Below are 21,708 nucleotides of genomic sequence, written 5' to 3'. Positions count from 1 at the left end.
AAAAAAGACCTGCAAATGCAGGTCTTTTTTTATGGGTGATCAACCCGCCGAACGACTGATTCGAATTCGCTTGCGCGCACTGCGTGTCAGACGAATCGACAGCATCAACGCTGCGCAGCTCAAGCCGACGATCAAACCCTGCCACAAACCGCTCGGACCGCGTGGCTCGCCGAGCCAATCGGTCAGGCCCAGCGCATAACCGACCGGCAAACCAATGCCCCAGTAGGCGAACAGGGTCAGGATCATCGTCACCCGAGTGTCCTGATAGCCACGCAGTGCACCGGCCGCAGTCACCTGGATCGCATCGGAAAACTGGAACAGCGCCGAATAGACAATCAGCATCGCCGCAATATGAATCACCGTTGGATCAGCGGTATAGATCGCCGCAATCGGCTCGCGTAGCGCCAGCATCAGGCTCGCCGACAGGCAGGCGTAGGCCAGCGCCGTGCCCATGCCGACTCCGGCGGCAAAGCGCGCTTCACGCGGTTCTTCGCGCCCAAGCGCCTGACCGACACGCACGGTGACCGCCATGCCCAGCGAATAGGGAATCATGAATACCAGCGAGCTGACGTTCAGCGCGATCTGATGCCCGGCCACCACCGTCGCGCCGAGGCTGCCGATCAGCAGCGCAATCACGGCAAAAATGCTCGACTCGGCAAACACCGCGATGCCGATCGGCAAACCAATCGACAGCAGACGTTTGATCACCGCCCACTGCGGCCAGTCGAAGCGGCTGAACAATTCGCTTGAGCGATAGGCCGGTGCCCAGCGTTCATACCCGGCCAGGCCCAGCGCCATTACCCACATCACGATCGCCGTGGCCCAACCACAGCCTACGCCACCCATGGCCGGCACGCCGAAGTGGCCATAAATGAAGATGTAGTTCAGCGGGATGTTCAGCGCCAGACCACAGAGGCCCAGCACCATGGCCGGGCGGGTGCGGCCGATGCCATCGCTGGTGCAGCGCAGCACGTGATAGAAGGCCACCGCCGGCAAGCCGCTGGCGATGCCGTGCAAATATTGCATGCACGGGCCGATCAGCTCGGGATCGACCTTCATCAGGTGCAGCACCGGCTCGGCAGCGATCAGCATCGAGGTGGCGATCAATCCGACTACCAATGCCAGCCACAACGCCTGACGCACGATCGGGCCGATTTCGCTGTGCTTGCCGGCGCCGAAACGCTGCGCGACTTTTGGTGTGGTGGCCAGCAGGGTGCCGGTCATCAATAGAAACACCGGAACCCAGATCGAGTTGCCCAGCGCCACTGCCGCCAGGTCCTTGGGGCCGACGCGCCCGGCCATCACCGCATCGACGAAGCCCATGGCCGTGGTCGCCAGTTGCGCGATGATGATCGGCAGGGCCAAGGCGAGCAGGTTTTTCAACTCCAGGCGAATCCGCGCAGGGCGGCTCAGCGAGACGGCGACAGGTTGGTCAGTTACAGGGTTCACAGGCAAAGCGTCCAGAAAGTATTGATGCGCAGAGCGGCGCATTCTACGCCGCTGACGCCTCGGTCAGGAAAAATCCTCTGTTGCGCATTTGTAAGCGCAAACCCTGCTGGCTGATCGACGCGTCAGCACCTAAACTGCCGATCCGCCCAAGGAGCCCGCCATGCTGATTGTTGCCGACGAAAATATCCCGCTGCTCGATGCCTTTTTCGCCGGTTTCGGCGACATCCGCCGAGTGCCGGGCCGCTCCATTGACCGCGCGACAGTTGAGCAGGCCGATGTGTTGCTGGTGCGTTCGGTGACCAACGTCAATCGCGCGCTGCTTGAAGGCAGCAAGGTGCGCTTTGTCGGCACCTGCACCATCGGCACCGATCATCTGGATCTTGACTACTTCAACGAGGCCGGGATCTGCTGGTCGAGCGCGCCGGGTTGCAATGCCCGTGGTGTAGTCGACTACGTACTGGGCAGTCTGATGACACTGGCCGAAATCGAAGGCGCGGATCTAACTCAGCGCACTTACGGCGTCGTCGGCGCTGGTGAAGTGGGGGGGCGCTTGATCAAGGTCCTCAAGGGCTTGGGCTGGAACGTCAAGGTTTGCGATCCGCCACGTCAGGCTGCCGAGGGCGGCGATTATGTCAGCCTTGAGCAGATCATCGAGCAGTGCGACGTAATCAGTCTGCATACGCCATTGACCCGCAGCGGCAACGAAGCGACCTGGCACCTGTTCGATCAACAGCGTTTGCAGCAACTCAAGCAGGGTGCATGGCTGATCAACGCGGCGCGTGGCCCTGTAGTGGACAATGCAGCGCTGCGTGAGGTGCTGCTGGAGCGCGAGGACCTGCAAGCGGTGCTCGACGTCTGGGAAAAAGAACCGGAAGTCGACCCTGCGCTGGCCGAGCTCTGCGTATTGGCCACGCCACATATTGCCGGTTACAGCCTCGATGGCAAACAACGCGGGACCGCGCAGATTTATCAGGCCTACTGCGCTTTCAGCGGCCAACCTGCAGCTATCCAGCTCAGCGATCTGCTGCCAGCAACCTGGTTGTCGGAAGTTTCCCTGCACGGTGACAGCGATCCGGCGTGGGCGCTGGCGATGTTGTGCCGGGGCGTGTATGACCCGCGCCGCGATGATGCGGATTTCCGCCGCAGCCTGGTGGGAAATGTCGCTGAGCAGCGTACGGCGTTTGATGCGTTGCGCAAGCAGTACCCGGTGCGACGCGAGATCGAAGGGCTGAAGGTGCGAATTGAAGGAGATGCGCCTGTGCTGCGGCAGATTGTTGAGGCGCTGGGGGCGACCCGTGTCCTGTAGGAGCTGTCGAGTGAAACGAGGCTGCGATCTCTTGATCTTGCTTTTTGAAGATCAAAAGATCGCAGCCTTCGGCAGCTCCTACACGATTCGCACCTAAATTACAGACATAAAAAACCCGGCCAATCAGGGCCGGGTCAGGAAGACGGTGGCTACATCACTCTTGTTCGGCAGGCTTGACCAATCGCTTCTCCAGTTCGCGGCACGCGTCCTGGATCATGTCTTCAGTGATCGGTACTTCGCGGCCCTGCTCATCGATAATCGAGCAACCCAGAGACTGGTCGGGTTTGGTGCGGATCACTTCAATCTTGTCTTCGCTGCTGTGTTGCAAGGACATGGCCTGTCTCCTCATCAGGTTGTGTGCCTAAGTTAAAACCGCCACGTGACCAGGCTGTGACAACTCCCTGCGGTCTGTCGGCGGGCGGCATCTCTACTCAAACAGAAATGACCGCTCGTCTCAACCGCAACCTTAGACCAATCGTTTCTAGCATCCGGACATCCCGGGCATATTTAACCTGACTCATTGTGATTTACAGAGTTCCACCCCATCTGAGTCTGTAGGCTGGTCCGATCCATCTGCGCAGACGTGAACTCCATGATCTCCATGTTTTCTTCCCGACACCGGCGTGCCCTGCGCCTGACCAGTCATTTTCTCCTGCCGTACCGCTGGCATGCCTTCGGCGCTCTACTCGCGTTGATCGTCACCGCCGGCATCACCTTGTCGATGGGGCAGGGCATCAAGTTGTTGGTAGACCAAGGTTTCATGACCCGTTCGCCGCATCTGCTGAATCAGTCGATCGGGATTTTCATGTTGCTGGTGCTCGGACTGGCGCTGGGCACCTTTGCCCGTTTCTATCTGGTGTCGTGGATAGGCGAGCGCGTGGTCGCCGACATTCGCCGCCAAGTGTTCAATCACCTGGTGTATCTGCATCCAGGCTTTTATGAGGACAACCGCAGCTCGGAAATCCAGTCGCGCCTGACCGCTGATACCACGCTGCTGCAATCGGTGATCGGCTCGTCGCTCTCGCTGTTCCTGCGCAATCTGCTGATGGTCATCGGTGGTGTGGTGTTGCTGTTCATCACCAATCCGAAGTTGACCAGCATTGTCGTGATTGCACTGCCGCTGGTGATCGCGCCGATCCTGATTTTCGGCCGCCGTGTGCGCAATCTGTCGCGCCAGAGCCAGGATCGCATCGCCGACATTGGCAGCTACGTGTCGGAAACCCTCGGCCAGATCAAAACCGTGCAGGCCTACAACCACCAGGTCCAGGACGAGCAGCGTTTCGCCTCGACCGTCGAGCAGGCGTTCGAAACCGCGCGTAAGAGGATCTTCCAGAGGGCGTGGTTGATCACGCTAGTGATCGTGCTGGTGCTTGGCGCGGTGGCGGTGATGTTGTGGGTCGGCGGCATGGATGTGATGGCGGGGCGGATATCAGCCGGCGAGTTGGCGGCGTTCGTTTTCTACAGCCTGATTGTCGGCAGTGCGTTCGGCACGCTGAGCGAAGTGATCGGCGAGCTGCAGCGCGCTGCTGGCGCGGCGGAGCGGATCGCAGAATTGCTGCGTTCGGAAAACATCATCCAGCCACCGTTGACCGGACTGGTCACTCTGCCAGCGCGAGTCAAAGGTGAACTTGAACTGCGCGACGTGCGCTTTTCCTACCCCTCGCGTCCGGAAAACTACGCCGTCGATGGCTTGAATCTGACGGTGAGGGCGGGCGAAACCTTGGCATTAGTGGGGCCGTCGGGCGCGGGCAAGTCCACGGTTTACGACTTGTTGTTGCGCTTCTACGATCCACGCGAGGGGCAGATTTTCCTCGATGGCGTGCCGCTGACCAGCCTTGACCCGCTGGATCTGCGCCGCTGTTTCGCCCTGGTCTCGCAAACCCCCGCGTTGTTTTTCGGCAGCGTGGAGGACAACATTCGCTACGGCTGCCCGACGGCCACGCTTGAGCAGGTCAAGGAAGCTGCGCGAATTGCCCACGCCCACGACTTCATCGAACAAATGCCGGACGGCTATCAGACTCATCTGGGAGATGGCGGCCTCGGGTTGTCCGGCGGTCAGCGCCAACGTCTGGCCATTGCCCGCGCCTTGCTAGTGGACGCGCCGATCCTGCTCCTTGACGAAGCCACCAGCGCCCTCGACGCACAGAGCGAACATCTGATCCAGCAGGCCCTGCCAACGCTGATGGAAAACCGCACCACGCTGGTGATCGCTCACAGGCTGGCCACGGTGAAGAACGCCGACCGGATTGCGGTGATGGATCAAGGCAAGCTGGTAGCGGTGGGGACACATCAGGAGTTGATCGCCGGCAATCCGCTGTACGCACGGCTGGCGGCGTTGCAGTTTAATGATGGTCGATCTCAGACTGAGCAATCGACCGAGTAACCGACCAAAAAAATGCCCGCATCTCACGATACGGGCATTTTTCATGATCCGGCGTCAGCCTGGTGATTACTGATCATCAAAATACCGCTCATGCCAATCCACCAGCGGTTGCGGCGAGTTGAGCTTTTGCCCGTAGATCACCGAGTAGGACAACACGTTCTGCACGTATTGACGGGTTTCGTCGAACGGGATGCTTTCCACCCAGACGTCAAAGCTCAGGTGATCTGCGCCGCGCAGCCACTGACGCACGCGGCCGGGGCCGGCGTTGTAAGCGGCGGAGGCGAGCACGCGGTTGCCGTTGAACTGGCTGTGAACCTGGCTGAGGTAAGCGGCGCCGAGCTGAATGTTCTTGTCTGGATTGAGCACCTGCTGCGGCGAAGCCAGGGGGATGCTGAATTTGCGTGCGGTTTCCTTGGCGGTGGCTGGCATCAGTTGCATCAGACCGCTGGCGCCGACGCCGGAGCGCGCGTCGTCCATGAATGCACTTTCCTGCCGGGTGATCGCGAACACCCAGCTCGAATGCAGGCCGCGAACCTTGGCTTCACGCACGAGGGTATCGCGGTGCGCCATCGGGAAGCGGATGTCCAGGTCGTCCCAGTACTGCGCCTGACTGATGGTGCGAATCGCCGGGAAGTACCATTTCAGGTCGTAGGCCAGTTTGGCCTGGGCGACCATTTCATCGCGGTTGAAATGACGGCTGACGTGATACCACTCGCGACGCCCGTCGACGATCTGCCCGCGTGCATGAAACTCCAGCGCGCGCCGCACGCCGGGGGTGTTACGAACCTTGTTGATCAACGCCTGGCTGAGCACCAGCGGCTTGTTGTTCAGCGAGTAAGGCGACTGTGAACGGTCTGCGGCGAGGAAGCCGTAGAAGTCTCGTTCCCGCGCCAGATTCTTGTACAGGGTCAGCGCTTGCGGGTTTTGTGGCTCGGCCAGTTCCAGACTGCGCGCCTGCCAATAGCGCCAACGGTTGGTGGCGGCCAGGTCTTGCGGCAGACGCTTGGTCAATTCGTAGGCATCGTTCCAGCGTGCCAGACGCAGCAGCAGGCGCAGGCGCCATTCCGAGACGGTGTTGTCGCGCAGCTCCGGATCGTACTTGGTCATCACGTCCAGCGCGCGGCTGTCGAAGCGGCGCGCGAGGGTCAGGCCGATCTCGCGAGCGATCGCGACCTTCTCATCGCGAGAGAAATGCATGCTGCTGGCGTAACCGTCGAGCAGGGCCATGGCCTTGTCCGGATCCTGCCTGGCGAGGCGGCGCAAGCCGAGGCTGACGACGTCTGACATCGGCTCGTCGGCCGGGGTGAAGCGCGACGGCTGGTTGAGCAGTTCGGGTTTCTGCGCCACGTCGACCAGCAAACGCCCGCGCGGGGCTAGGGTGGTCAGGCCGTTGATCAGGCTGTTGGCCAGCGGATAGTTGCGTGCCTGCGCAGCAAGTTTGGTGCGCTCCCAACGTTTCTGCTCGGTAAGCTGGCCGTCGGCAGCCCAGATGCCGAACAGCGCGTCACAGGCGGCGGGTTGCGATTTGCCGGTCAGCCAGAGTTTTTCTGCGTTGGCATAGCCTTCAGCCTTCTTGTCGTGGCTGATTTGGTACTGCGCGTTGAGGCAGTCGAGCTCAGTGAAATTCAGCTTCGGATCGTAATATTTGACGAAGGTCGCCCAGTCGCCACGGTCGGCAAGCCAGCGCAACCAGCGCAGCTTCATCCAGTTGGCCTGCGGCAGGTCACCGTGTTCGGCGAGGAATTTCTCGATTTCTGCGTTGCTCGCGGTCTTCAGACGCGCGGTCAGTTCGTCATAGGCCAGATACGGTTCCAGCGGATAATCGGCCAGCGCCTGGCTGTAACGGAAATACGGGCCGGTATCACCCTTGGCCAAGGCGCGCTTGGCTTCATCGTAATACTGGCGTTGGGTGGACAAGTCCACCGCCTGGACGGATTGAGCGGCAGCGGCGGTAAGAAACAAGCAGGACAAAACACTGAAAAGGCGACTGCGCATGAGACATCCGGGCAGAGAAATCATGACAAGTGCCGATCGGAATCCGCACTGAATTGACTGTAGCTTAGCCTTTTGCCAGCAAGCGGCGAAAGCTTTGCGAGCCTCGCTGCACAAGTTCGCAACAAATGTTGTGCAGAGTGCTTCGACAGACAAATTGCCGGCCTGCTGAAGCCTCAAGTCAGGTAGAATGCGCGCCCGGTTTTTGGAGAAGCTCATGACCCTGCTCAAATTCAGCGATGTGTCCCTTGCGTTCGGCGCTATGCCGTTGTTGGACAAGGTGTCCTGGCAGATCGCCCGTGGTGAGCGGGTGTGCATCATCGGCCGCAATGGCACTGGCAAGTCCAGCATGATGAAACTGGTCAAGGGCGACCAGAAGCCCGATGACGGCTCGGTGTGGCGTGCCCCCGGTCTGAAAATCGGCGAATTGCCGCAAGAATTGCCAGTTGCCGACGACCGGACGGTATTCGACGTGGTGGCTGAAGGCCTCGATGGTGTTGGCGCCTTGCTCGCCGAATATCATCACCTAAGCCAGAACATCGTCACCGACGCCGATCTGGACAAGCTGATGCACGTTCAGCACGACCTCGAAGCCCGTGATGGCTGGCGCCTTCAAACGCTGGTCGACAGCACCCTGAGCCGTCTGCAACTGCCGGCCGACAAGACCCTCGCCGAGTTGTCCGGCGGCTGGCGTCGTCGCGTGCTGCTGGCGCAGGCGCTGGTGTCCGAACCGGACCTGCTGCTGCTCGACGAACCAACCAACCACCTGGACATCGGTGCGATTGCCTGGCTCGAAGAAGCGTTGAAAGATTTCCAGGGCGCCGTGCTGTTCATCACGCACGACCGTTCCTTCCTGCAAAACCTCGCCACGCGCATCCTCGAACTGGATCGCGGTGGGCTGATCGACTGGAACGGCGACTACGCCAGTTTCCTCGTGCACAAAGAAGCTGCGCTGGCCGCTGAAGAAACTGCCAACGCGCTGTTCGACAAGCGTCTGGCTCAGGAAGAAGTATGGATCCGTCAGGGCATCAAGGCCCGTCGCACTCGTAACGAAGGTCGTGTGCGCGCTCTGAAAGCCCTGCGCGTTGAGCGCAGTGAGCGTCGCGAGCGTACCGGCAAGGCCAACATCCAGTTGGAAACCGCGGACAAATCCGGCAAGCAGGTGATGGTCCTCGAGAACGTGAGCTTCGCGCATCCGGGCGGGCCGTTCCTGATCAAGGATTTCTCCATGGTCCTGCAGCGCGGCGACCGTATCGGTCTGCTCGGCGCCAACGGTACCGGCAAGACCACCCTGTTGAAACTGATGCTCAGCGGTCTGCAACCGACCAGCGGCAAAGTGGAAGAGGGCACCCGGATCGACGTGGCGTACTTCGACCAGTTGCGCCATCAGCTGGATCTGGAAAAAACCGTGATCGACAACGTCGCCGAAGGTCGCGACTTCATCGACATCGACGGGCAGAGCCGTCACGTGCTGAGCTATCTCGGCGACTTTCTGTTCAGCCCGCAGCGTGCACGCACGCCGGTCAAGGCGTTGTCGGGTGGTGAACGTGCGCGTCTGTTGCTGGCGAAGCTGTTCAGCAAACCGGCGAACCTGCTGGTGCTCGACGAACCGACCAACGACCTCGACGTGGAAACTCTCGAGCTGCTCGAAGAAGTGCTGCTGACTTTCAACGGCACCGTGCTGATGGTCAGCCACGACCGGGCATTCCTCGATAACGTGGTGACCAGCACCCTGGTCTTCGAAGGTGAAGGCAAGGTTCGTGAATACGTCGGCGGCTATCAGGACTGGATCCGTCAGGGCGGCTCGCCGCGTCTGTTGGGCGTGACTGAAAGCAAGTCGGGCAAGGCTGACCTGAACTCTGCGGTGGTTACCGCTGAGCCGGCTCCTGTGGCTGCGCCTGCGGCTGCTGCTCCGGTGGCCAAGAAGAAACTCAGCTACAAGCTGCAGCGTGAGCTGGAAGCCTTGCCGGGCGACATCGACGCCAAGGAGCAGCAAATCGCCGCTGTTGAAGCGGAAATGGCTGAAGCCGGTTTCTATCAGCGTCCGCCGGCGGAAACGGCCAAGGTGATTGCTTCGCTGGAGCAATTGCAGGCCGAGCTGGATGCGTTGGTGGAGCGTTGGGCCGAGCTGGATGCCTGATTGCTCCTGATGTGAAAAAGCCCGGCGCTCAGTGATGAGCGCCGGGCTTTTCATATGTAGCGCGATCTACAGGCTGGAGCAGGTCAACTGTGAGAGCGAGCCTGCTCGCGAAAGCCTTGTGTCAGGCGGCACTCATATTGAATGTGTCGACGTATTCGCGAGCAGGCTCGCTCCCACAAAGAGCAAGACAGATCAGCGTTTGACCAGGTGTACCGCCAGCACATCGCATGGCGCACCGTGCAGCACGTCATTCGCGGTCGAGCCGAGCAGCAGTGCCAGGCCATGACGGCCATGGCTTCCGACCACGATCAGATCGCACGCTTGTTCCTTGGCGAAATGATGGATTTCCTGGCGGGGCTGGCCGTAGGTCAGATGGCAATTGGCGCCTTCGAGCTCGGGGTATTTCGATTTGAGTTTTTCAAGACGCTCCTTGGCCTGATCGAACTGCTGTTGTTGCAGTTGTGACAGGTCCATTGGCACGTCGCCACCGAAGGCCATGGCCATTGGTTCAACGATATGCACCAGCGACAACTTGGCAGCGTTGCTCACCGACAGCTCGCGGGCGCGGTGGATCACAGGGTCGCACTCTTCGGTCAAATCTACGGCGACCAGTATGTGGTGGTAGGGCATGAGGTGCTCCTCCTGAGGGTTCGATATTGGTAAGTATGGCTGGTTTCAAGCGCATTGGTTCGCAAGTGACACAATGGGCTCATCAAAAATCGGGAGTACAGATATGACGGTCTGGCTGGTGGTGTCAATCCTGCTGGTAGTTTTAAGTCCGCTGGCATGGTTGCGCCCGTCTCGCACGCAGAGCGGGCGCATGGCCCTGCGCATGGAGGCTCGACGCATCGGCCTGGCCATGCAGCTGGCGCCGCAGGAGTGGCCGCACTGGCTGCTGCCGGAGCCGCCGAATCCCTGCGCCCAGTACCATCGGCCGCGGCGTGGCAGTCAACCGGCGTGCTGGACGTACTGGCAGAAAACCCCGGGCGTTTGGGTCAATCAATGGCAGGAAGTCTGCGATGACCGGATCCTGCTCGATTATTTCGAAAAATTGCCGGGCAATGTTTTCAAGATCGAAGCGGACAAGCAGATGATCGCCTTGTACTGGGGCGAGAAGGGCGAGGCGACGGTTCTGCAGGATATCGACGCGACCCTGAAAGCACTGGCGTGATGCGCGGACTTTTCTCACTGCAACGGTGTGAAACGTCCGGCAGACGCGCAATAAAAAGCCCGACATGATTCGTCGGGCGGATTGGCCAGGCAGGCCGGTAACTTTTTTGCGGCAAGCGCTTTGATCGCCTCGGCAAATTTCTTCGCAGTCCACCCAGCGTAGCCTTCTGAACAGGGCTCGGCGGAAATTAGGGCGACTTTTCTAACTATTGATTCTATGAGTGGCTGAACATCGGGGCGGGTGTTGCTGCTCATCATGGTGCAGAAATGACCGCAAAGTCGCATTTCAGCCCGAATTTAGGGCGATTGACAATTGTCTGAAATTCCGTGAAGGTGACGTACCCGAATCAAACGGGCGTATGAATTGAGCGTTTGTCTTACAGACTGCTCCTACAGAATCCCGACTATCGCGTTGGCGGGTGTGCCGGGCGGACGGTGTCAGTATCGACGAGCAAAGCGTCCTTCTGAGCCTTAAGCCTGCGTCCGACGTGTATTGTTCAGCTTCCATATCGTGGAGATCAGTTGATGATTTACGAAGGTAAAGCCATCACGGTTAAAGCTCTTGAAAGTGGCATCGTCGAATTGAAATTCGACCTCAAGGGTGAGTCCGTCAACAAGTTCAACCGTCTAACCCTGAACGAACTGCGTCAGGCCGTAGACACCATCAAGGCAGATGCTTCGATCAAGGGCGTGATCGTCAGCAGCGGCAAGGACGTGTTCATCGTCGGCGCCGACATCACCGAATTTGTCGACAACTTCAAGCTGCCGGATGCCGAGCTGGTTGCAGGCAATCTCGAAGCCAACAAGATCTTCAGCGATTTCGAAGACCTCAACGTGCCGACCGTCGCGGCCATCAACGGCATCGCCCTCGGTGGCGGTCTGGAAATGTGCTTGGCGGCCGACTATCGCGTCATGTCCACCAAGGCCAAGATCGGTCTGCCGGAAGTCAAACTGGGCATCTACCCAGGCTTCGGCGGTACTGTGCGTCTGCCACGCCTGATCGGTGTCGACAACGCCATCGAGTGGATTGCCGCCGGCAAGGAAAACCGTCCTGAAGACGCCCTGAAAGTCAGCGCCGTCGACGCCGTGGTTGCTCCAGAGAAGCTGCAGGAAGCTGCCCTTGAACTGATCAAGCGCGCCATCTCCGGCGAGTTCGATTACAAAGCCAAGCGTCAGCCGAAACTTGAAAAACTCAAGTTGAACGCCATTGAACAAATGATGGCTTTCGAAACCGCCAAAGGTTTCGTGGCTGGCCAGGCCGGCCCGAACTACCCGGCGCCGGTTGAAGCGATCAAGACCATCCAGAAAGCCGCGAACTTCGGTCGCGACAAAGCACTGGAAGTTGAAGCTGCAGGCTTCGTCAAACTGGCCAAGACCTCTGCTGCGCAGAGCCTGATCGGCCTGTTCCTGAACGATCAGGAACTGAAGAAAAAGGCCAAGGCCTACGACGAAATCGCCAAGGACGTGAAGCAGGCTGCCGTACTCGGCGCCGGCATCATGGGGGGCGGTATCGCCTATCAGTCGGCTTCCAAAGGCACGCCGATCCTGATGAAGGACATCAACGAGCACGGTATCGAGCAGGGTCTGGCCGAAGCCGCCAAGCTGCTGGTCGGCCGCGTTGACAAGGGTCGCATGACCGCTGCGAAGATGGCTGAAGTGCTCAACGGCATTCGTCCGACCCTGTCCTACGGCGACTTCGGTCACGTCGATCTGGTCGTCGAAGCTGTGGTCGAAAACCCGAAGGTCAAGCAAGCGGTACTGGCTGAAGTCGAAGACAAGGTCAAAGAGGACACCATCCTCGCGTCCAACACCTCGACCATTTCCATCAGCCTGCTGGCCAAGGCCCTCAAGCGTCCGGAAAACTTCGTCGGCATGCACTTCTTCAACCCGGTGCACATGATGCCGCTGGTGGAAGTGATCCGTGGCGAGAAGTCCAGTGAACTGGCGATCGCCACCACCGTTGCCTACGCGAAGAAAATGGGCAAGAACCCGATCGTCGTCAATGACTGCCCGGGCTTTTTGGTCAACCGCGTGCTGTTCCCGTACTTCGGCGGTTTCGCCAAGCTGGTCAGCGCCGGTGTCGACTTCGTTCGCATCGACAAAGTGATGGAAAAATTCGGCTGGCCAATGGGCCCGGCTTACCTGATGGACGTGGTCGGCATCGACACCGGTCACCACGGTCGCGACGTCATGGCTGAAGGTTTCCCGGACCGCATGAAGGATGACCGTCGTTCGGCCATCGACGTGCTGTACGAAGCCAAGCGCCTGGGCCAGAAGAACGGCAAGGGCTTCTACGCCTACGAAGCCGACAAGAAAGGCAAGCAGAAGAAAGTCGCCGATCCGTCGGTACTCGAAGTGCTCAAGCCGATCGTTTACGAGCAGCGCGAAGTCACTGACGAAGACATCATCAACTGGATGATGATCCCGCTGTGCCTGGAAACCGTGCGCTGCCTGGAAGACGGCATCGTTGAAACCGCCGCCGAAGCCGACATGGGTCTGGTCTACGGTATCGGTTTCCCTCCATTCCGTGGCGGTGCGCTGCGCTACATCGATTCGATCGGTGTTGCCGAGTTCGTTGCCCTGGCTGACCAGTACGCTGATTTGGGCGCGCTGTACCACCCGACCGCGAAGCTGCGCGAAATGGCCAAGAACGGCCAGAGCTTCTTCGGTTAAGCGCCCCCAACTAGAGTGAGAGTGAACTTATGAGCTTGAATCCTAGAGACGTCGTGATTGTCGACTTCGGTCGTACTCCGATGGGCCGCTCCAAGGGCGGCATGCACCGCAACACCCGCGCTGAAGACATGTCGGCGCACCTGATCAGCAAACTGCTGGAACGCAACAGCAAGGTCGACCCGGCGGAAGTCGAGGACGTGATCTGGGGCTGCGTCAACCAGACCCTGGAACAGGGCTGGAACATCGCGCGCATGGCGTCGCTGATGACCCAGATTCCGCACACCTCGGCCGGCCAGACCGTCAGCCGTCTGTGTGGCTCGTCGATGAGTGCGCTGCACACTGCTGCGCAAGCGATCATGACCGGCAACGGTGACGTGTTCGTGGTCGGCGGCGTCGAGCACATGGGCCACGTGAGCATGATGCACGGTGTCGATCCGAACCCGCACATGTCGCTGTACGCGGCGAAAGCCTCGGGCATGATGGGCCTGACCGCTGAAATGCTCGGCAAGATGCACGGCATCACCCGTGAGCAGCAGGATGCCTTTGGCGTGCGTTCCCACCAGTTGGCCCACAAGGCAACCGTGGAAGGCAAGTTCAAGGACGAAATCATCCCGATGCAGGGTTACGACGAGAACGGTTTCCTGAAACTGTACGACTACGACGAAACCATTCGTCCGGAAACCACCCTGGAAAGTCTGGCGGCACTCAAGCCGGCCTTCAATCCGAAAGGCGGCACCGTGACTGCCGGTACTTCGTCGCAGATCACCGATGGTGCTTCGTGCATGATCGTGATGTCGGCGCAGCGTGCACAGGACCTGGGTATCCAGCCTATGGCGGTGATCCGTTCGATGGCGGTGGCAGGTGTGGATCCGGCAATCATGGGCTATGGTCCAGTGCCGGCAACACAAAAAGCCCTGAAGCGCGCAGGCCTTGGCATCAACGATATCGACTTCTTCGAGCTCAACGAAGCTTTCGCTGCACAGGCTCTGCCAGTGCTGAAAGATCTGAAAGTGCTCGACAAGATGAACGAGAAGGTTAACCTGCACGGCGGCGCGATCGCCCTGGGTCACCCGTTCGGTTGCTCCGGTGCACGTATTTCCGGCACCCTGTTGAACGTGATGAAGCAGAATAGCGGCACCTTCGGGGTGGCCACTATGTGCATTGGTCTCGGCCAAGGCATCTCCACCGTCTTCGAACGCGTTTAAGCGTCTCGTCGATGGAAGCCGGGGCCCAGTGCCCCGGTTTTTGTTTTTGGGTTTTTTATTTATTTTTGAAAAGATTTCAGTGAGGGCCGAAGCATGCCGATACAACCTGGGCTCTACCAACATTACAAAGGTCCGCAATACCGTGTATTCAGTGTTGCGCGGCATTCCGAAACCGAAGAAGAAGTGGTCTTTTACCAAGCCCTGTATGGCGATTACGGCTTTTGGGTGCGCCCGCTGAGCATGTTCGTCGAGTCGGTCGAGGTTGACGGCGAGCAGGTGCCGCGCTTTGCTTTGGTGCAGGCCGAACCGAGCGTCTTTGACAAGGCATGAGGCGACTGCGCAGACAACCCTGCGCTTGACCTCACCTTGTATCAACTATATATAGCGGTGCCGCGTCAGGCGCCAACCGCCTTTCACTTCTAGAATTCAGGAATTTTCTGATCCATGGGCAAATCGCTGGTCATTGTGGAATCCCCGGCTAAGGCCAAGACCATCAACAAGTATCTGGGCAACCAATACGTGGTGAAGTCGAGTATCGGCCATATCCGAGACCTGCCCACCAGCGGTTCGGCTAGCGCCAGCAAAGAGCCAGCCGCCAAGCGCGGCAAGGCTGCTGCGGGCGAAGGTCCGGTGCTCTCGCCAAAAGAGAAAGCGCGCAAGCAGCTGGTCTCGCGCATGGGCGTCGATCCCGAACACGGCTGGAAAGCCCAGTACGAGATCCTCCCGGGCAAAGAAAAGGTCATCGAAGAGCTGCGCCGGCTCGCCAAGGATGCTGACACCATCTATCTCGCAACCGACTTGGATCGCGAGGGGGAAGCCATTGCCTGGCACCTGCGCGAAGCCATCGGTGGTGACGACAGCCGTTACAAGCGCGTGGTGTTCAACGAAATCACCAAGAAGGCGATCCAGGAAGCCTTCTCCGAGCCGGGCGAGCTGGACATTGATCGTGTCAACGCCCAGCAGGCGCGTCGCTTCCTTGACCGCGTCGTCGGCTACATGGTCTCGCCGCTGCTGTGGGCCAAGATCGCCCGTGGTCTGTCCGCCGGTCGCGTGCAATCGGTTGCGGTGAAGCTGGTAGTCGAGCGTGAGCGTGAAATCCGTGCTTTCAATCCCGAAGAATACTGGGAAGTGCACGCTGATCTCGGCACCACCAAAGGCTCGACCGTGCGTTTCGAAGTGGCTCGCGAAAAAGGCGAAGCCTTCAAGCCGCTGAACGAAGCCCAGGCCATGGCTGCGCTGGAGAAGCTCAAGTCCTCCAGCTACAGCATCGTCAAGCGCGAAGACAAACCGACCAGCAGCAAGCCGTCGGCGCCGTTCATCACGTCGACCTTGCAGCAGGCTGCGAGCAACCGCCTCGGTTTCGGCGTGAAGAAAACCATGATGATGGCCCAGCGTCTGTACGAAGCCGGCTACATCACTTACATGCGTACCGACTCGACCAATCTCTCGGCCGACGCCGTGGCGATGGCGCGCACCTACATCGAAGACGAATTCGGCAAGAAGTACCTGCCGGAAACGCCGAACGTCTACAGCAGCAAGGAAGGCGCGCAAGAGGCTCACGAAGCGATTCGTCCGTCCGACGCCAACACCACGCCGAGCAAGCTGGCGGGTATGGAGCGCGATGCCGAGCGTCTGTACGAGCTGATCTGGCGCCAGTTCCTGGCCTGCCAGATGCTGCCGGCGCAATACCTGTCGACCACCGTCAGCGTCGGCGCTGGCGACTTCGAGCTGCGTGCCAAGGGCCGTATCCTCAAGTTCGACGGTTACACCCGGGTGATGCCGCAAATTGCCAAGCCTGGCGATGATGACGTGCTGCCGGACATGGCCCAGGGCGATGTGATGAAGCTGATCAAGCTTGACCCGTCGCAGCATTTCACCAAGCCACCGGCGCGTTATTCCGAAGCCAGTCTAGTCAAGGAGATGGAAAAACGCGGCATCGGTCGTCCTTCGACCTACGCTGCGATCATTTCGACCATTCAGGATCGCGGTTATGTGACCCTGCACAACCGTCGTTTCTACTCGGAAAAGATGGGCGACATCGTCACCGAGCGTCTGTCCGAGAGTTTCTCCAATCTTATGGACTACGGCTTCACCGCCGGCATGGAAGAGAACCTCGATGACGTGGCGCAGGGCGAGCGCGACTGGAAAAACGTGCTGGACGAGTTCTATGGCGACTTCAAGAAGAAACTCGAAGTAGCGGAAAACCCGGACAGCGGCATGCGCGCCAACCAGCCGGTCATGACTGACATTCCGTGCACCACGTGCGGTCGTCCGATGCAGATTCGTACCGCATCGACTGGCGTGTTCCTTGGCTGCTCGGGCTACAGCCTGCCGCCGAAAGAGCGCTGCAAGGCCACCGTCAACCTGGTGCCAGGCGATGAAATCGCAGCGGACGACGAGGGCGAATCGGAATCGCTGGTCCTGCGTGGCAAGCATCGCTGCCCAATCTGCAGCACGGCGATGGACGCCTACCTGCTGGACGAGAAGCGCAAGTTGCATATCTGCGGCAACAACCCGGATTGCGCCGGTTACGAAATTGAAGAGGGCAGCTATCGCATCAAGGGCTATGAAGGTCCGAGTCTGGAATGCGATAAGTGCGGCAGCGAGATGCAGCTCAAGACCGGCCGTTTCGGCAAGTTTTTCGGTTGCACCAACCCTGAGTGCAAGAATACCCGCAAGTTGCTGAAGAGCGGTGACGCGGCACCGCCGAAGATGGACCCGGTGAAGATGCCTGAGCTGAAATGCGAAAAGGTCAACGACACCTACATCCTGCGCGATGGTGCGTCCGGTCTGTTCCTGGCCGCCAGTCAGTTCCCGAAAAACCGCGAGACTCGCGCTCCGCTGGTGATCGAGATTCTGCCGCACAAGGACGAGATCGATCCGAAGTACCACTTCCTGTGCGAGGCTCCGCAAAAGGATCCTGACGGTCTGCCAGCGGTCATCCGCTACAGCCGCAAGACCAAGGAGCAATACGTACAGACCGAAGTCGACGGCAAGCCGACAGGCTGGAAAGCGTATTACGACGGTGGCAAGTGGACTGTTGAAGACAAGCGCAGCGCAAAGGCCAAGGCTGAGTAAGCGCTAGTCTGAACAGCAAAAAGGCCGCATGAACCCTTCGGGTTTTCATGCGGCCTTTTTGTTTTGTGCTTGCGCTGGCATCGGCTGATCCATGACACTGCCGGGCCTGTGTGAAGCAATTATTTCGTTGTGGAGGCTGCCGTCATGGCCCACGAACTCTATACCCGCACCAACCAGAAGATCTATTTCGCCGGGCTGTCACTCGAAGCTCTGGCTCGTGCTGAAGAAGGGCGGGCGATGAATTCTCTGGCGCTGATCCAGGCCGGGCGTGAGTCGGCGTTGTTCCACCTCTACGGCGCACTGCTGGGCTTGTGTCATGAGATCGCCGGCTTTTATCGTCTGCCGCAGGCCAATTCGCCGAGGGCAGAGGAGTTGTTGAAGCGCGAAGTGCTGGAGTCGATCGCCATTCCGGAGTTGGCCGAAATGGTCGAGCTGGCCGGTAATCCGGAAACCTGGCTGGCGAAACTGCTGGCGGCGCACGCAGCACTGTTTCAGCCACCGAGGGCGCCACGCAAGCCGAAAGGCGACGTGACGCAGCCGCTGATCCAAGCGATTAATCTTGATGAAGAAGAGGCGCCAGAAGAGCTCAGTCGAGACGAGCTGGAGAGCTGGCGGCAGAACCTTAAAGGTCTGGCCCTGCGTTTCCGTGAAGGTTTGAATGAGTGCTGATTGGATTTGGCGCAGTGGCAATCTGAAACATGCTGCTGGTCAAGATCCCGAGCGAAGCTCGAATGATGTCTATATAATCGCTGCCTTTCGTGGAGAACAGACTTATATGCCAACGTCCTTTCTAGAAATTGTCGAGTTACCAGACGGCCGAATCGAACTGCGCAGGGCCGAGGACGAAGGTTCTCTGGTGACGCTGGATTTCTCCGAGGATGCCAAGGCGTTCCTGCAAGGCCAGCACGTTGAAATTGCCAAAGCGATGTTGAGTGTCGGTGTGCAGATGGCAGGTCGTATGGTTGAAGGCGAGTTTGATAAGGAAGAGGGGCCGCGGGTTCTTCATTGATCCACGCTTTGGCCTTTTCTCGGTCGCTTGCGCTTCAGATCGGCTTCTCTGTCCCTGGAGAAGCCCTGCGCTTCACACAGCGCGCATTACTCAACAATCAACCCAAACGAATGTTCAGGCTCTGAGCTTCGCCCGTGCGCGCGGCGCTGATCAGTTGTTGCCGTGAATTGGCATTCAACGGGTTCAGCCAGGTCACCACGGTGTGGCTGCGACCCAGCCGCAACGCTTCGCAGGCCAGTTGCTGAGCACTCTGAGTGCCGCGCGGTTGCAGCAGTAGAATGCGTTCGCGGTTCAGGCCAGCATCGCGCAGCCAGGTTTGCGTCAGACTGGCGGGTGGGGCGATCAGCGTCAGCCAGCGCGCATCCTGATCCTCGCTCAATTCACGCAGGATCGGCGCTAGCAGGTTCAGGCAGTTCCCGGCCGCACCACGCAGTGATAGCTCACTGAAGGCGTCAGGTTTGGCATTCCAGTCACGCTCGACCACGTCTTTGAGGATCGGCGCAATCGGTTGCGCCAGAAACGCTTCAAATAAAGGCAGTTGTGTTTGCTGAGGTGTGTGTGGGAACTGCATGGAGCCTCCTTTAGCGGCGAATGACGCCGACACTCAAGCCTTCGATCACCAGTTCCTGATCTTTCAGGTCGACTTCGATAGGGGCAAACTCGGGGTTCTCGGCAATCAGCCAGACTTTGCTGCCTTCACGTTTGAAGCGTTTGACCGTCACTTCGTCGCCGATGCGGGCAACCACAACCTGACCGTTACGCGCTTCGCGAGTAGTGTGAACTGCCAGCAAGTCGCCGTCGAAGATGCCGATGTCCTTCATGCTCATGCCGTGCACACGCAACAGGTAGTCGGCGCGAGGATGGAAAAAGGTCGGGTTTATGTTGCAGGATTCTTCGATGTGCTGCTGGGCGAGGATCGGCGCGCCGGCAGCCACTCGGCCAATGATCGGCAGGGTGGAGTCGTCGGTCTTGGCTTCGAAGCCGGGAATACGGATGCCGCGGGAAGCGCCCGGGGTCATCTCGATCGCGCCCTTGCGGGCGAGGGCCTTGAGATGTTCTTCCGCCGCATTTGGCGATTTGAAACCCAATTCCTGAGCGATTTCCGCACGGGTGGGCGGATAGCCGTTGTCTTCGAGGCAACGTTTGATGAAGGCCAGAATCTCGGCTTGGCGTGGCGTCAGCTTTAGCATATTGATCGCTCTGTCTTTTTATACAGTGACTGGGATTATATACAGTGAAGCGGTCTTGGCAATGGGCGTTTTTTTGCCGCCCGCCGAGCGGTCGCCAAGGGCGCTTATTAATGCTGGCGCCTTGTGTGGTTAAATAGCTGACCGACCATTCCCAAAACGAACCGGCAGGCTTGACAAGGCTTAGGCTGAAACGTATGTTTCAAACAAGTGTTTGTCAGGCGGAGTAGCCATGGCCCAGTCGGAAACCGTTGAACGCATTCTTGATGCTGCCGAGCAGTTGTTCGCGGAGAAAGGATTCGCTGAAACCTCATTGCGTTTGATCACCAGCAAGGCTGGCGTCAATCTGGCTGCGGTGAATTATCACTTCGGCTCGAAAAAGGCGCTGATTCAAGCTGTGTTCTCGCGCTTTCTCGGGCCGTTCTGCGTCAGCCTCGATAAAGAGCTGGAGCGCCGTCAGGCCAAGCCTGAGAACAAGCCGACCCTCGAAGAATTGCTGGAAATTCTCGTCGAGCAAGCGCTCGTCGTGCAGCCCCGCAGCGGTAACGATCTGTCGATCTTCATGCGTTTGCTCGGCCTCGCGTTCAGCCAGAGCCAGGGCCACTTGCGGCGTTATCTGGAAGACATGTACGGCAAGGTGTTCCGCCGCTACATGCTGCTGGTCAATGAAGCGGCGCCACGCATTCCGCCGATCGAGCTGTTCTGGCGCGTGCACTTCATGCTTGGCGCTGCGGCGTTCAGCATGTCCGGGATCAAGGCCTTGCGCGCGATTGCCGAGACCGATTTCGGCGTCAATACCTCCATCGAACAAGTGATGCGCCTGATGGTGCCGTTCCTCGCTGCCGGCATGCGCGCCGAAACCGGCGTCACCGATACAGCCATGGCCAGTGCGCAACTGCGTCCGCGCAGCAAATCCATGCCGGTCGCCGCCAAGGTTTGACCGCGCACGGGTGGGCGCGGCAGCTGGTATCCGCTAAGCTAGCCGGCCATGCCGACTCTCGTACTGAACCCGATCTGCATGAATTCTGCTGACCGTCCGGGCAATGCCCACGGTAGCGAATGCAAGCAGATCGGGTTTTTTGTTTTCAAGGAATCTCTATGACTGCTGGCCTGCAAGGCTCGTTGATGGTGGACGTCGCCGGTACCTGGCTGACGGCCGAAGATCGCCAATTGTTGCGTCAGCCCGAAGTGGGCGGCCTGATCATTTTCGCCCGCAATATCGAGCATCCACGCCAGGTGCGCGAACTGAGCGCCGCGATCCGCGCGATTCGTCCGGATCTGCTGCTGGCGGTGGATCAAGAGGGCGGGCGTGTGCAGCGCTTGCGTCAGGGTTTCGTCCGTCTGCCAGCGATGCGCGCCATCGCCGATAACCCGAATGCAGAGTATCTCGCCGAGCAATGCGGCTGGATCATGGCCACCGAAGTGTTGGCGGTCGGGCTCGACCTGAGTTTCGCCCCGGTGCTGGATCTGGACTATCAGCGCAGCGCCGTGGTCGGCACTCGTTCCTTCGAAGGCGATCCCGAGCGTGCCGCCTTACTCGCCGGTGCATTCATTCGCGGCATGAACAGCGCCGGCATGGCCGCCACCGGCAAACATTTCCCGGGACACGGCTGGGCCGAAGCCGACTCCCATGTAGCGATCCCGAACGACGAGCGCAGTCTCGACGAGATCCGCGCCAATGATCTGGTGCCCTTCGCCAAACTCAGCAAACAACTGGCCGCCGTCATGCCGGCCCACGTCATCTATCCGCAAGTCGACTCGCAGCCGGCCGGTTTCTCCCGACGCTGGCTGCAGGACATCCTGCGCGGCGAGTTGCAGTTCGATGGCGTGATCTTCAGCGATGATCTGTCGATGGCCGGCGCCCACGTGGTCGGCGACGCTGCCAGCCGCATCGAAGCCGCACTCACTGCTGGCTGCGACATGGGTCTGGTGTGTAACGACCGCGCGGCAGCCGAGCTGGCCCTGATCGCCGCGCAGCGCATGAAGGTCAAGCCTTCTGCTCGCATCGCCAGGATGCGCGGTCAGGCCTTCGCCAGTACCGATTATCGTCAGGACCCGCGTTGGCTCACCGCCCTCGGCGCGCTCAAAGACGCTCAACTGATCGATTAAGGATTTT

18 protein-coding genes are annotated in these 21,708 nt (G+C 59.5%); 12 read left to right on the top strand and 6 right to left on the bottom strand.

What is annotated here, in order from left to right:
* Positions 1-39: 39 nt before the first annotated feature.
* Entirely contained in the window at positions 40-1,449 is a 1,410-nt protein-coding gene (locus FEE99_RS23120) for an MATE family efflux transporter (protein ID WP_041477396.1), read from the bottom strand.
* 160 nt (positions 1,450-1,609) lie between these two features.
* Between FEE99_RS23120 and pdxB the strand changes: the two genes are divergently transcribed.
* On the top strand, positions 1,610-2,755 hold the full coding sequence (gene pdxB, locus FEE99_RS23115) for a 4-phosphoerythronate dehydrogenase PdxB (RefSeq protein ID WP_041477359.1): 1,146 nt from the start codon (positions 1,610-1,612) through the stop codon (positions 2,753-2,755).
* Between the two features lie 154 nt (positions 2,756-2,909).
* Here the strand turns inward: pdxB and FEE99_RS23110 are convergent, their stop codons facing one another.
* Positions 2,910-3,089 (bottom strand): PA1571 family protein, encoded by a 180-nt coding sequence (locus FEE99_RS23110; protein WP_024013646.1) that lies wholly within the window; start codon positions 3,087-3,089, stop codon positions 2,910-2,912.
* 258 nt (positions 3,090-3,347) lie between these two features.
* On the opposite strand from FEE99_RS23110, the gene FEE99_RS23105 reads away from it, so the two are divergent.
* Positions 3,348-5,138: an ABC transporter transmembrane domain-containing protein gene (locus tag FEE99_RS23105; protein WP_167351305.1), complete on the top strand. Its 1,791-nt coding sequence runs from the start codon at positions 3,348-3,350 to the stop codon at positions 5,136-5,138.
* Positions 5,139-5,204: 66 nt separating this feature from the next.
* On the opposite strand, the gene FEE99_RS23100 is transcribed toward FEE99_RS23105, so the two are convergent.
* Positions 5,205-7,133: a transglycosylase SLT domain-containing protein gene (locus FEE99_RS23100; protein ID WP_041477355.1), complete on the bottom strand. Its 1,929-nt coding sequence runs from the start codon at positions 7,131-7,133 to the stop codon at positions 5,205-5,207.
* 214 nt (positions 7,134-7,347) lie between these two features.
* Between FEE99_RS23100 and FEE99_RS23095 the strand changes: the two genes are divergently transcribed.
* Positions 7,348-9,270, top strand: a complete 1,923-nt coding sequence (locus FEE99_RS23095; RefSeq protein WP_039760799.1) for an ATP-binding cassette domain-containing protein — start codon at positions 7,348-7,350, stop codon at positions 9,268-9,270.
* Positions 9,271-9,462: 192 nt separating this feature from the next.
* Here FEE99_RS23095 and FEE99_RS23090 read toward each other — a convergent pair whose 3' ends face one another.
* Complete coding sequence (locus FEE99_RS23090; RefSeq protein ID WP_016775498.1) at positions 9,463-9,900, bottom strand: universal stress protein; 438 nt, start codon at positions 9,898-9,900, stop codon at positions 9,463-9,465.
* 103 nt (positions 9,901-10,003) lie between these two features.
* On the opposite strand from FEE99_RS23090, the gene FEE99_RS23085 reads away from it, so the two are divergent.
* The 7 genes from FEE99_RS23085 to FEE99_RS23055 all read left to right on the top strand — a co-directional run bounded on the left by FEE99_RS23085 (position 10,004) and on the right by FEE99_RS23055 (position 18,405).
* Complete coding sequence (locus tag FEE99_RS23085; RefSeq protein WP_041477352.1) at positions 10,004-10,441, top strand: hypothetical protein; 438 nt, start codon at positions 10,004-10,006, stop codon at positions 10,439-10,441.
* A gap of 524 nt (positions 10,442-10,965) precedes the next feature.
* On the top strand, positions 10,966-13,113 hold the full coding sequence (gene fadB / locus FEE99_RS23080) for a fatty acid oxidation complex subunit alpha FadB (RefSeq protein WP_024013640.1): 2,148 nt from the start codon (positions 10,966-10,968) through the stop codon (positions 13,111-13,113).
* Positions 13,114-13,142: 29 nt separating this feature from the next.
* Positions 13,143-14,318, top strand: a complete 1,176-nt coding sequence (gene fadA, locus FEE99_RS23075; protein WP_016775495.1) for an acetyl-CoA C-acyltransferase FadA — start codon at positions 13,143-13,145, stop codon at positions 14,316-14,318.
* A gap of 93 nt (positions 14,319-14,411) precedes the next feature.
* The gene (locus tag FEE99_RS23070; RefSeq protein WP_041477350.1) at positions 14,412-14,648 is read left to right on the top strand and encodes a DUF1653 domain-containing protein; all 237 of its coding nucleotides are present in this window, start codon (positions 14,412-14,414) and stop codon (positions 14,646-14,648) included.
* A gap of 114 nt (positions 14,649-14,762) precedes the next feature.
* Positions 14,763-17,396: a type I DNA topoisomerase gene (topA, locus tag FEE99_RS23065; protein WP_041477349.1), complete on the top strand. Its 2,634-nt coding sequence runs from the start codon at positions 14,763-14,765 to the stop codon at positions 17,394-17,396.
* 144 nt (positions 17,397-17,540) lie between these two features.
* Positions 17,541-18,065: a DUF6586 family protein gene (locus FEE99_RS23060; protein ID WP_041477347.1), complete on the top strand. Its 525-nt coding sequence runs from the start codon at positions 17,541-17,543 to the stop codon at positions 18,063-18,065.
* Positions 18,066-18,171: 106 nt separating this feature from the next.
* Entirely contained in the window at positions 18,172-18,405 is a 234-nt protein-coding gene (locus FEE99_RS23055; RefSeq protein ID WP_003226592.1) for a hypothetical protein, read from the top strand.
* A gap of 97 nt (positions 18,406-18,502) precedes the next feature.
* On the opposite strand, the gene sulA is transcribed toward FEE99_RS23055, so the two are convergent.
* Together sulA and lexA are read right to left on the bottom strand one after the other, a co-directional pair.
* Positions 18,503-18,976 (bottom strand): SOS-induced cell division inhibitor SulA, encoded by a 474-nt coding sequence (gene sulA / locus FEE99_RS23050; RefSeq protein ID WP_041477346.1) that lies wholly within the window; start codon positions 18,974-18,976, stop codon positions 18,503-18,505.
* Positions 18,977-18,986: 10 nt separating this feature from the next.
* Entirely contained in the window at positions 18,987-19,595 is a 609-nt protein-coding gene (gene lexA / locus FEE99_RS23045) for a transcriptional repressor LexA (RefSeq protein ID WP_041477344.1), read from the bottom strand.
* 229 nt (positions 19,596-19,824) lie between these two features.
* On the opposite strand from lexA, the gene FEE99_RS23040 reads away from it, so the two are divergent.
* Positions 19,825-20,532 (top strand): TetR/AcrR family transcriptional regulator, encoded by a 708-nt coding sequence (locus FEE99_RS23040; protein WP_016775489.1) that lies wholly within the window; start codon positions 19,825-19,827, stop codon positions 20,530-20,532.
* A 158-nt stretch (positions 20,533-20,690) separates the two neighbouring features.
* Entirely contained in the window at positions 20,691-21,701 is a 1,011-nt protein-coding gene (nagZ, locus tag FEE99_RS23035; protein ID WP_041477342.1) for a beta-N-acetylhexosaminidase, read from the top strand.
* Positions 21,702-21,708 lie beyond the last annotated feature (7 nt).

Origin of the sequence: Pseudomonas sp. ef1, from assembly GCF_007293365.2 — a bacterium.
Lineage (GTDB): Bacteria > Pseudomonadota > Gammaproteobacteria > Pseudomonadales > Pseudomonadaceae > Aquipseudomonas > Aquipseudomonas siliginis.
This window is presented reverse-complemented; position numbering and strand designations above follow the sequence as displayed.

Excerpts from the sequence above, each read along its gene's own strand:
- FEE99_RS23100 (WP_041477355.1), bottom strand. The coding sequence starts at position 7,133 with ATGCGCAGTCGCCTTTTCAGTGTTTTGTCCTGCTTGTTTCTTACCGCC.
- FEE99_RS23095 (WP_039760799.1), top strand. The coding sequence starts at position 7,348 with ATGACCCTGCTCAAATTCAGCGATGTGTCCCTTGCGTTCGGCGCTATG.
- FEE99_RS23040 (WP_016775489.1), top strand. The coding sequence starts at position 19,825 with ATGGCCCAGTCGGAAACCGTTGAACGCATTCTTGATGCTGCCGAGCAG.
- lexA (WP_041477344.1), bottom strand. The coding sequence starts at position 19,595 with ATGCTAAAGCTGACGCCACGCCAAGCCGAGATTCTGGCCTTCATCAAA.
- FEE99_RS23070 (WP_041477350.1), top strand. The coding sequence starts at position 14,412 with ATGCCGATACAACCTGGGCTCTACCAACATTACAAAGGTCCGCAATAC.
- topA (WP_041477349.1), top strand. The coding sequence starts at position 14,763 with ATGGGCAAATCGCTGGTCATTGTGGAATCCCCGGCTAAGGCCAAGACC.
- FEE99_RS23060 (WP_041477347.1), top strand. The coding sequence starts at position 17,541 with ATGGCCCACGAACTCTATACCCGCACCAACCAGAAGATCTATTTCGCC.
- FEE99_RS23090 (WP_016775498.1), bottom strand. The coding sequence starts at position 9,900 with ATGCCCTACCACCACATACTGGTCGCCGTAGATTTGACCGAAGAGTGC.
- fadB (WP_024013640.1), top strand. The coding sequence starts at position 10,966 with ATGATTTACGAAGGTAAAGCCATCACGGTTAAAGCTCTTGAAAGTGGC.
- nagZ (WP_041477342.1), top strand. The coding sequence starts at position 20,691 with ATGACTGCTGGCCTGCAAGGCTCGTTGATGGTGGACGTCGCCGGTACC.
- sulA (WP_041477346.1), bottom strand. The coding sequence starts at position 18,976 with ATGCAGTTCCCACACACACCTCAGCAAACACAACTGCCTTTATTTGAA.
- pdxB (WP_041477359.1), top strand. The coding sequence starts at position 1,610 with ATGCTGATTGTTGCCGACGAAAATATCCCGCTGCTCGATGCCTTTTTC.
- FEE99_RS23105 (WP_167351305.1), top strand. The coding sequence starts at position 3,348 with ATGATCTCCATGTTTTCTTCCCGACACCGGCGTGCCCTGCGCCTGACC.
- FEE99_RS23110 (WP_024013646.1), bottom strand. The coding sequence starts at position 3,089 with ATGTCCTTGCAACACAGCAGCGAAGACAAGATTGAAGTGATCCGCACC.
- fadA (WP_016775495.1), top strand. The coding sequence starts at position 13,143 with ATGAGCTTGAATCCTAGAGACGTCGTGATTGTCGACTTCGGTCGTACT.
- FEE99_RS23055 (WP_003226592.1), top strand. The coding sequence starts at position 18,172 with ATGCCAACGTCCTTTCTAGAAATTGTCGAGTTACCAGACGGCCGAATC.
- FEE99_RS23085 (WP_041477352.1), top strand. The coding sequence starts at position 10,004 with ATGACGGTCTGGCTGGTGGTGTCAATCCTGCTGGTAGTTTTAAGTCCG.